12 protein-coding genes are annotated in these 8,606 nt (G+C 66.6%); 6 read left to right on the top strand and 6 right to left on the bottom strand.

All coding sequences use genetic code 11. The features are described 5' to 3' along the window. The 3 genes from JNK68_08870 to JNK68_08860 all read left to right on the top strand — a co-directional run. The coding region (locus tag JNK68_08870) for a MoaD/ThiS family protein (GenBank protein ID MBL8540471.1) at positions 1-148 on the top strand (148 nt) is incomplete at its 5' end. Between the two features lie 34 nt (positions 149-182). Next, positions 183-446: a hypothetical protein gene (locus JNK68_08865; GenBank protein ID MBL8540470.1), complete on the top strand. Its 264-nt coding sequence runs from the start codon at positions 183-185 to the stop codon at positions 444-446. Between the two features lie 188 nt (positions 447-634). Continuing rightward, the gene (locus JNK68_08860; GenBank protein ID MBL8540469.1) at positions 635-874 is read left to right on the top strand and encodes a hypothetical protein; all 240 of its coding nucleotides are present in this window, start codon (positions 635-637) and stop codon (positions 872-874) included. Between the two features lie 166 nt (positions 875-1,040). On the opposite strand, the gene nhaR is transcribed toward JNK68_08860, so the two are convergent. Continuing rightward, a complete protein-coding gene (nhaR, locus tag JNK68_08855) occupies positions 1,041-1,943 on the bottom strand; it encodes a transcriptional activator NhaR (protein MBL8540468.1) in 903 nt (300 codons plus the stop codon). 121 nt (positions 1,944-2,064) lie between these two features. On the opposite strand from nhaR, the gene JNK68_08850 reads away from it, so the two are divergent. Next, the gene (locus JNK68_08850) at positions 2,065-2,415 is read left to right on the top strand and encodes an HPF/RaiA family ribosome-associated protein (protein ID MBL8540467.1); all 351 of its coding nucleotides are present in this window, start codon (positions 2,065-2,067) and stop codon (positions 2,413-2,415) included. A gap of 38 nt (positions 2,416-2,453) precedes the next feature. Next, positions 2,454-3,131 carry a Bax inhibitor-1/YccA family protein gene (locus tag JNK68_08845; GenBank protein MBL8540466.1) on the top strand — a complete coding sequence of 226 codons (678 nt, stop codon included), beginning with the start codon at positions 2,454-2,456 and terminating at the stop codon, positions 3,129-3,131. A gap of 45 nt (positions 3,132-3,176) precedes the next feature. Here the strand turns inward: JNK68_08845 and JNK68_08840 are convergent, their stop codons facing one another. The 5 genes from JNK68_08840 to JNK68_08820 form a co-directional block, all read right to left on the bottom strand. Beyond that, positions 3,177-4,001 carry an ABC transporter ATP-binding protein gene (locus JNK68_08840; GenBank protein ID MBL8540465.1) on the bottom strand — a complete coding sequence of 275 codons (825 nt, stop codon included), beginning with the start codon at positions 3,999-4,001 and terminating at the stop codon, positions 3,177-3,179. Next, positions 4,001-5,035, bottom strand: a complete 1,035-nt coding sequence (locus JNK68_08835) for an iron ABC transporter permease (GenBank protein MBL8540464.1) — start codon at positions 5,033-5,035, stop codon at positions 4,001-4,003. Before JNK68_08835 ends, JNK68_08840 begins: the two co-directional genes overlap by 1 nt. Beyond that, positions 5,032-6,069: an iron ABC transporter substrate-binding protein gene (locus JNK68_08830; GenBank protein MBL8540463.1), complete on the bottom strand. Its 1,038-nt coding sequence runs from the start codon at positions 6,067-6,069 to the stop codon at positions 5,032-5,034. The genes JNK68_08835 and JNK68_08830 overlap by 4 nt, the downstream gene beginning before the upstream one ends. Positions 6,070-6,133: 64 nt before the next feature. Beyond that, positions 6,134-6,346 (bottom strand): molybdopterin-binding protein, encoded by a 213-nt coding sequence (locus JNK68_08825; GenBank protein ID MBL8540462.1) that lies wholly within the window; start codon positions 6,344-6,346, stop codon positions 6,134-6,136. 10 nt (positions 6,347-6,356) lie between these two features. Continuing rightward, entirely contained in the window at positions 6,357-7,511 is a 1,155-nt protein-coding gene (locus JNK68_08820) for a helix-turn-helix transcriptional regulator (GenBank protein ID MBL8540461.1), read from the bottom strand. 330 nt (positions 7,512-7,841) lie between these two features. Between JNK68_08820 and JNK68_08815 the strand changes: the two genes are divergently transcribed. After that, positions 7,842-8,606 (top strand): aldehyde dehydrogenase family protein (locus JNK68_08815; GenBank protein ID MBL8540460.1); only part of this gene is annotated, 765 nt, incomplete at its 3' end.

Below are 8,606 nucleotides of genomic sequence, written 5' to 3'. Positions count from 1 at the left end.
GCGCCTGCTCGACCTCGAACCGGTGCCGGCCGGGCGGGTGCATCTGCTGCTGGTGAATGGATATCACGTGCCAGTCGCCGCCTTCGACTCGACGATCCTCAGGGAAGGCGACGTGGTGGCCATCTGGCCGCCGGTGGCCGGCGGCTGACGTCGTGGTGGAGGTCGTCTGCGTTATTCGCCGGATGAGCATCAGCCGCCGCGAGTTCTTTCGCACGCTCCCCGATGCGCTCGGCACCGACGCGCCGGTGGCGACCGGCGACCGGGTGGCAGTCGACAAGGCAGGTTGCCGGCTCGAAGTACGGTTTTGCGAGGAAGCGCCGCTGCGCATCGCATCGCTCACGCTGCCGACCGCCGAGGTGGAACTTCGTTTCGAAGGTTGCGGGGAAGCGGAGGTGACGGCGGCGCTGGAACGCTTCGATCTCTATTTCCGCCGTGGTGGCGGTTAGGGTGGAGGGTGGCACGGCCAGGAATTACCGCGCAAGTCCGATTACGCCAAGAAGCTGCAGGAAAAGCAGAAGCTTCAGTTCAATAAGGTTGCGCGCGTTACCCGCGTACCGATGACGGAGAGGTTCCCTTCCCCATCGAGGTGCAGCAGGTGGTCGAGTACTACGCCAAGCGCATCTGAGGCGAAGGCATGGACAGCCCGGACGCGTTCACCCTGGAATATCCCGACCATCCCGAGCTGGCGATCGCCTCCTTGCTGCACCTCCTCACGCGCGTTGCGGACAAGAACAATTCCCTGACGCGGCAGGCGATCGCCGCTCATCTTGCGTATCTCGCGAGCGACGAACGTCAACCGGCTGCGCTGCGCGAAGCGGCGCAGTCCCTCGCGAACGATTGGGCCGCCGAAGAGAGCACAACCGTTCTGCACTGAGCTTGTCGCTCAGACGGTCTCGCTGAGTGTCGTTGAGGGATCGCCCCGGCGGTCTACTCGGTCGACATCCCGCGTCCCTCCACTGCAGTCGAACTTCGTCTTCGGAAGCGCATCGAAGTCACAACAGGAAGGCGCAATCGGGGGGCACCTCGATTCTCCGCAGCGGCTACGCGGTCGAGTTCGCAAAGATGCGCTCGCGCGCCGCCTGCGTGATTGCCAGCACACAGGGATGGGTAAGCCGGCGCTCGACGGAAATGGCGAAGTATTCCGCGACGACCTCGGGCGTCTCGCCGAGTGCGACCGCGCCATGCCGCGTTTCCATCTGGTCCCTGAGGATCGTCGGCGCGACGAACACGCCGACACCCGCTTCACCGAAAGCGAACATGAGCGGGCTGCCATCGAACTCGCCGACGAAGGCTGGGCGAAGTCCCTGCTGGCTGAACCAGCGTACAAGCTTTCCGCGCAGCGCGGAGTCCTCGCGCGGCAGCAGCATGGGCATGCCGTTGAGACACTCGGGGAAGGGGCCGCGACAGCGCTGCGCCAGTGCACCCGCCGCGAAGAACGTCAGCGGCGAGCCGCCGAGCCGGTGGTTGTAGGCGCGCACATCGACCGATGGCGGGATCGGCGAGTCCGACAGGACGAGATCGAGGCGGTGGACCGCAAGCTCGGACAAGAGAATGTCGAGCTTCCACTCCGGGCATATGATGCGCACCGGATCGGGCATGCGCGTGGCGGGCTCCAGCAGCCGGTAGGCGAGCGACTCGGGCATTGCGTCCGAGACGCCGCAGCGAAATTCCGACGGCCGTCCGGCCGGCTGCAGGCGGATCAGCGCCTCGAGTTCGGATTTCAGTGAGAAGATCTCCTTCGCGTAACCGAGCGCGAAGCGACCGGCTTCCGTCAGTTCGAGCCGGCGCCCGCTGCGGGCGAAAAGCTCCGCTGCGAGGTCCTGCTCCAGGAGCTGAATCTGGCCGCTGATGGTCTGCGGCGTCAGGTGCAGCTCCTTGCTGGCGCGGGCGACACTCCCGCTCGATGCGACCTTCCAGAAGTAGAAGAGGTGCTTGAGATTCATGTGTGGAACCCTGCGAAGATTCGAGAAAGCCGAAGCATTTTGTGGGAATAATCGACTTTACCTGATCCTCCGGGTTCCGTAGATTGGGCGTGTTGTCTCGACAACAGGAGGAATGTCATCCATGAGAATCGAAATCCAGGCGCGCCGTTTTGCCCTTACCGAGGGGCTGCGCCAGCACGTTATCCGCCGCATCGAATACGCGTTGCGGTCCTTCCGCATCTGGGTGGACCGGGTGGAGGTGCAGGTAGGAGACGTGAATGGCCCGCGCGGCGGCGCCGACAAGTTTTGCCGGGTGATGGTGCGGCTGCCGCAGTTGCCGGCGCTCGTCGTCCGCGATCTCGGCGCCGATCTGTACGCCGTGATCAGTTCTGCCGCGGAGCGCACCGGCCGCACCCTCGGCCGCCGCATGGCCCATCGCATACGAACCAAGCGCCGGCTCGGCATGAGGCGAGCGCAGCTGCAGATCGCGTGACGCCCCGTCGGCGATCGTCCTTGGCTACAGGAGATTCCATGAGTACCTCACGTGTCACCGTCCTGCGCCGTCCCGCCGACTCGATCACGACGACGCTGGCGAGCAACCGGGTTCTGCGCAACACCTACTGGCTGCTCGGGCTCACGCTCGCCTTCAGCGCGCTCACGGCCGGAGCGTCGGCAGCCCTCAAGCTGCCGCATCCGGGGCTTGTCGTCACGCTGGTCGGGTATTTCGGTCTGCTCTACCTCACGTCGCGCTTCCGCGACCGGGCGCTGGGGCTCGCCTTCGTGTTCGCGCTTACGGGCTTCATGGGATACACCCTCGGGCCGATCGTGAGCGCCTACCTGTCGCTGCCGAACGGACACCAGATCGTGATGACCGCGCTGGGTGGCACGGCAGCGACGTTCCTCGGCTTATCGGGCTACGCGTTGGCAAGCAAGCGCGACTTCAGCTTCATGGGAGGCTTTCTCTTCGCGGGCATCCTGGTCGCCTTCCTGGCCGGCCTGGCGGCACTCTTCCTGCAGATGCCGGCGCTCTCGCTCGCCGTGTCGGCGGTCTTCGTCCTCTTGATGGCCGGGCTCATCCTGTTCGAAACGAGCAGCATCATTCAGGGCGGCGAGACGAACTACATCATGGCCACGGTGAGCCTGTACGTGGCGATCTACAACCTGTTCCTGAGTCTCATGCAACTGCTCGGCTTTGCCAGCAGCGACTGAGAACAGCTGTCTCGACGCACCGGGTGCTCGCCGGGTGCGTCCCTTTCAGTGCGCGGGAGCGGGGCGCGGCCAGTGTGTCGCGCGCATTCTCGCAAGTCCAGGCACGCACAGGTGCGAGGCGCGTCCATCCGACAGCGTCGTCGTCACGATCTCCACGTCCACGCCGTAAAGACGCTGCAGGTTGTCGCGGGTGATGACCTCGGCCGGACGACCCGTCGCCAGAATGCGGCCATCACGCAGCATCACCACGCGCTCGGCGCAGAGGAAGGCGTGATCGGGGTCATGGGTCGAGAACAGCACGCCGATGCCGCGCTCGGCGAGCGCACGCAATTGATCGAGCACGCGCAGCTGATTGCCGAAGTCCAGGCTTGCGGTCGGCTCGTCCAGCAGCAGCAGCTCGGCTTCCTGCGCCAGGGCGCGGGCGATGAGCGCAAGCTGGCGTTCACCGCCGCTCACCTCGGTGTACGCGCGATCGCCCAGGTGGGCGATGCCGAGCGTCGCGAGCGCTGCGTCCGCCGCTTCGCGATCGCGATGCGACGGTGCCGCGAAGGCGCCGATGTGTGCCGTGCGCCCCATGAGGACGATCTCGCGCACGCTGAAGGCGAAGTTCGCCGCGTGTGCCTGCGGCACGTAGCCGACCACGCGGGCGAGGTTGCGGCGCGACCAGTCCTGCAGCGGACGCCCGCCGAGGGCGATGTGCCCATTCTGAACGGGCAGCAGGCCGAGCAGCGTGCGAAACAGGGTCGTCTTGCCGCCGCCGTTCGGTCCCAGCACGCAGACAACTTCGCCCGCGGCCAGGGCGACCTCGACATCGTTGCCGACGATGCGGCCGGGGTAACCGTACGCAAGCGCCTCTGCACGCAGTTCCATCACCACGCACGCCTCGACTTGGCGAGCAGCCATAGGAAAAGCGGCGTGCCGAGCACGGCGGTGAGCACTCCCGGCGGCACCTCGAGGGTCGCGACCGTGCGCGCGAGGGTATCGACGGCGAGCATGAAGCCGGCGCCCAGGATCATCGTCATCGGCAGCATGCGGGCGAAACCGGGACCGACGAGCATGCGCGCGGCGTGCGGCACGAGCAGGCCGATCCAGCCGATGATGCCGGAGACGGCAACACTCGCGGCGGTGATCAGGGTTGCCGCGCAGATCACGGCGAGCCGCAGACGACGCGTGTCGACACCCAGTGCGCGCGCCTCGTCGTCCGGCAGCGTCATGAGATTCATGCGCCAGCGCAGCAGCACCAGCGGCACCAGGCCGAGCACCACTGTCGGCACCACGACCTTGAGGTCGGCCGGGCTCGCGGCGGCCAGGCTGCCGAGCAGCCAGAAGGTGATCGCCGGCAGCTGGTTGTAGGGGTCGGCGAGATACTTGAGCAGCGAGACGCACGAGCCGAGCAGGGTGCCGATCACAACCCCGGCGAGAATCAGCGTCAGCAGTGGATCGCGTCCGCGCAGCGACGCGCCGACCGCGTAGACCATCCCGACCGCGAGCAGGCCGCCGATGAACGCCAGCGCCTGGATGCCGACCAGGTCCCACGACAGGAAGATGGCGAGCGCCGCGCCGAGCGCTGCTCCGGACGACACGCCGAGGATGTCGGGCGAGACGAGCGGATTGCGGAACATGCCCTGGTAGGCGGCGCCCGCCGTCGCCAGCGCGGCGCCCACCACCAGCGCTGCCATGACCCGTGGCCCGCGCACCTGGTAGATGACGGTTTCCACGGTGGCCGGGACCTGCCGGTCCGAGCCGAGCAGCTTGCCCAGGGTCGCTGCGAAGAGATCGCCGAGGGTTACCGGAAAGCGGCCGACCGCAAACGCGAGCACGACCAGCACGGCGAGCGCGGCAAGCGGCAGGGTATAGCGCCCGAAGGTCCCAAGACGCGGTGCACCGACCGCCTGCGTGGTCATCGGCCGGCCAGCTCCGGCGTGTTCAGGAGGGCGTCCAGCTGTGCCCGCGTCGGTTCCTGATGGTAGAAGATGCGATAGAACTCCGCGGCCTGGGCGCGCAGGTCCTCGTTGAAGACGTCCGGATAGAGAATGTTCGCGAGCCAGAGCAGGCCGATCAGGCGGTTCGGACCGGGCGGAAAGTCGAACCAGCCGAAGGGCAGCTGTGGCGAGAGGTAGACGCGCGCGTTCTTGACTGCCGTCAGGCTCGACCAGCGTGCGTCGGTCCAGACGCGCGTGAAGAAGCCCGGGTCGGTCGTCACGATGACGTCCGGATTCCACGCGAGCACCTGCTCCATCGAGACGTTGACGAGCCCGCCGGCAGCCGCCTGATTCCCGGCCACGTTGACGGCACCGAGGATGTCCAGCACCTCGGCATTGATCGAGCCGGCGAGCGCTGTCTGCAGCCCGGTCGCGCCGCGTGCGTAATAGACGCGCGGACGGCGCTCACGCGGGATCGACGCTACCTTGGCCTTCACCGTCTGGACGCGACGGTCGACGTAATCGGCCAACAGTTCGCCGCGCGCACTGTCGCCCATTGCTGCAGCGAGTCCGCGCAGCGAGGCGCTGGTCGCGGCAAAGGTGCCGTCGTACAGGACATAGGCAACCCCGGTCTGCTGCTGCACGCGGTCCGCGAGCGAGACGTAGGTGTCGCCGGTGGCGCCGGCATCGACGATGAGATCGGGCTTGGTGGCGAGGACGACCTCGACGTTGGCCGTGTTGCCGCGCCCGGTGAGCCGTCCGAGCGGCGGCAGTTCGGCGTAGCGCTGCGGCAGGAAGGCGGCCTCCGCCGCAGACATGCTGCGTGTCCAGCCAAGCAGCTTCTCGGGCGCGATCGCGTAAACCATGATGCTCGCCGGTGGACCCGCGGCGTACACGCGGCACACGGTTGCAGGGACTGCGACCTTGCGCCCCGCCGAATCGACGATGTCGCGGGCGGCCGCACGCCCGACGCAACAGGACGCCACGACCAGCGCCAGGACGGCGTTGAGATAGATTGCAGCCCGCTCCGCCCGCCGCGGGTTCTGCCCCAGGATGTCGGCGATGAGGCTCAGGGGGACGTCAGTCGTCGACGCCGACCATCACGCTCGTGGCCTTGATGATCGCATACGCCTCGCCGCCCTTCTTGAGTCCGAGCGAGCGTGCGGCAGTGGAGGTGATGGATGAGACGATCTCGGCCTTTGGTCCGACCTTGATCGTGACCTCGGTGCTTACGGGGCCTTCGACGATCTTGGTGATCTTGCCTTTGAGTATGTTGCGCGCGCTGATCTGCATGTGGCTTCTCCTAGACGGGACTGCGGTGGGAAGGCGCGACCGCCTCCGGGTGGTCAGCCGCGTCGTCGCGCTCGACGGCGCTGGCGCGGTCGTACCAGGGGAGCGCCTCGCGCACGGTCAGCACCTCGCCGGCGCGCGAGGCGTCGTAGCCGGCGAGGCCAGCCACCAGCGAGCGAAATGCCGTGCCCTTGAGGGTATCGAGCAGTTGCTGCACGGTCGGCTCTTCCAGCGACTCGCAGCGGCAGACGAGGAAGTAGCGTTCGTTCACCAGAGGTATGAAGTCGAGCCCGTAGCGTGCCGCCGCCGCCTTGATGCCGTAGCCGGCGTCCGCGTGCCCGCCGCCGATGGTGGCGGCGACGGCGAGGTGGGTGAACTCCTCGTTCTGATAGCCTTCGATCGAATACTTGTCGAGACCGGCTTCCCACAGCAGCTGATCGAACTGCAGGCGCGTGCCCGATCCGCGCTGCCGGTTGACGAAGCGCACGCCCGGCTGTGCCAGGTCGGCAAGCGTGCGGATACGCTTCGGATTGCCGGATGCCACCACCAGGCCTTGCTGGCGCGTCACGAAATCCACCAGACGATGGACCCGGGGCTTCAGCCAGCGGCGGAACGCGAGGTGCGAGAGCGTGCCGCGGCCGTGATACTCCGCGACGTGGAACCCCGCCAGCTCGCACGTCCCGGCGCCGAGCGCCTGCAGGCTGTCGAGGCTGCCGCGGAATTCGAGATCGAGTTGCACACCCGGCTGCTGCGCCAGCAGATCGCGCAGTCCGGCGAGCGCCAGATCGTGGCTGGCGCAGACGCTCACGGTCGGCCGCGCCGCGCAGAAGACGCCGGCGAGTTCGCGCTGCATCTCCGCGCTGAAGGATTCGAGCTGAGGCGCCAGACGTGCGCGCAGGCGCTGCTCCGCCCACAGCAGTGATTCGCCGAGCGGCGCCAAGCGTGCGCCGCGGCCGCGCTCTTTCAGCACGAGCGGCTGCCCCAGCAGATCCTGCCACTTGCCGACGAGACCCCAGGCGTAGCGATACGACGTGCCGATCTGCTTCGCCGCCTTGCCGAGCGAACCGGAATCGCGAATCGCCTGCAGCAGGGGAAAGAGAGGACCGTCAAGCTCCTGCGGAACGTCGCGCGCGAGAAACCACGAACAGTTCACCTTGACCTGGAACATTATGCTTTTCCGTGCTTATTGCCCGGGTAAGACGATGCGTCGATAGTATTGAAACCGGGCCCGGTGAACAAGATCGCAACCCGCATCTCCGAGCGACGTCGACCCTGGTGGCGCTGTGGTTGGCACGTCCGGGGACACCTGTTTCAGGATGCAACGCTTTGTCGAGCGATTTACGAGGATTCCCGTCTCGCCGGTCGTGCCGGCAAGCCCGAGTGGGCGAACAAGCTGTTGAATTCAATGTCCAAACTTTGGGTGCCGTGCGGGCAGGCACGGGCTCTGCAAACCCGCTGGGTCGGTATTTCTCATCGAGCAAAGCAAAGGAGGATCTCCATGAAAGTCGAGCCTGGCAAGTACGGTTTTCCAATTCAGTTCAAGTCGCGCTATGGGAATTTCATCGGCGGGAAGTGGGTAGCGCCGGTGAAGGGTGAGTATTTCGAGAACGCCACGCCGATCACCGGCAAGGTGATTTGCGAAATTCCGCGGTCTACCGCGGAAGACATCGAACTTGCGCTCGACGCCGCCCACGCCGCGAAAGGGGCTTGGGGCGGCGCGTCCGCGGCAGAGCGCGCCGCGGTGCTCAACAAGATCGCCGACCGCCTCGAAGCCAACCTGAACCTGGTCGCGGCGAGCGAAACGTGGGACAACGGCAAGCCGATCCGCGAGACCATGGCTGCCGATATCCCGCTCGCGATCGATCACTTCCGTTATTTCGCCGCATGCGTGCGCGCGCAGGAAGGCTCGATCGGCGAGGTCGACCACAACACCATGGCCTATCACTTCCACGAGCCGCTCGGTGTGGTCGGCCAGATCATCCCGTGGAACTTCCCGATCCTGATGGCGGCGTGGAAGCTCGCGCCAGCGCTGGCTGCGGGCAACTGCGTCGTGCTCAAGCCGGCCGAGCAGACCCCGGCGTCGATCCTGGTGCTGCTCGAAGTGATCCAGGACCTGCTGCCGGCGGGCGTGCTGAACGTCGTTAACGGTTTCGGCGTCGAGGCCGGCAAGCCGCTTGCCACCAGCAGCCGCATCGCCAAGATCGCCTTCACCGGCGAGACCACGACCGGCCGGCTCATCATGCAGTACGCGTCGCAGAGCCTG

It is taken from the genome of Betaproteobacteria bacterium (assembly GCA_016791345.1).
Taxonomy (GTDB): Bacteria; Pseudomonadota; Gammaproteobacteria; order Burkholderiales; family JAEUMW01; genus JAEUMW01.
Note: the sequence above shows the minus strand (reverse complement) of the source record. Positions and strands in the feature narration are given on the sequence as shown.

Coding starts and splice junctions, on each gene's coding strand:
- JNK68_08865 (MBL8540470.1), top strand. CDS start 183: ATGAGCATCAGCCGCCGCGAGTTCTTTCGCACGCTCCCCGATGCGCTC.
- JNK68_08860 (MBL8540469.1), top strand. CDS start 635: ATGGACAGCCCGGACGCGTTCACCCTGGAATATCCCGACCATCCCGAG.
- nhaR (MBL8540468.1), bottom strand. CDS start 1,943: ATGAATCTCAAGCACCTCTTCTACTTCTGGAAGGTCGCATCGAGCGGG.
- JNK68_08850 (MBL8540467.1), top strand. CDS start 2,065: ATGAGAATCGAAATCCAGGCGCGCCGTTTTGCCCTTACCGAGGGGCTG.
- JNK68_08845 (MBL8540466.1), top strand. CDS start 2,454: ATGAGTACCTCACGTGTCACCGTCCTGCGCCGTCCCGCCGACTCGATC.
- JNK68_08840 (MBL8540465.1), bottom strand. CDS start 4,001: ATGGAACTGCGTGCAGAGGCGCTTGCGTACGGTTACCCCGGCCGCATC.
- JNK68_08835 (MBL8540464.1), bottom strand. CDS start 5,035: ATGACCACGCAGGCGGTCGGTGCACCGCGTCTTGGGACCTTCGGGCGC.
- JNK68_08825 (MBL8540462.1), bottom strand. CDS start 6,346: ATGCAGATCAGCGCGCGCAACATACTCAAAGGCAAGATCACCAAGATC.
- JNK68_08820 (MBL8540461.1), bottom strand. CDS start 7,511: ATGTTCCAGGTCAAGGTGAACTGTTCGTGGTTTCTCGCGCGCGACGTT.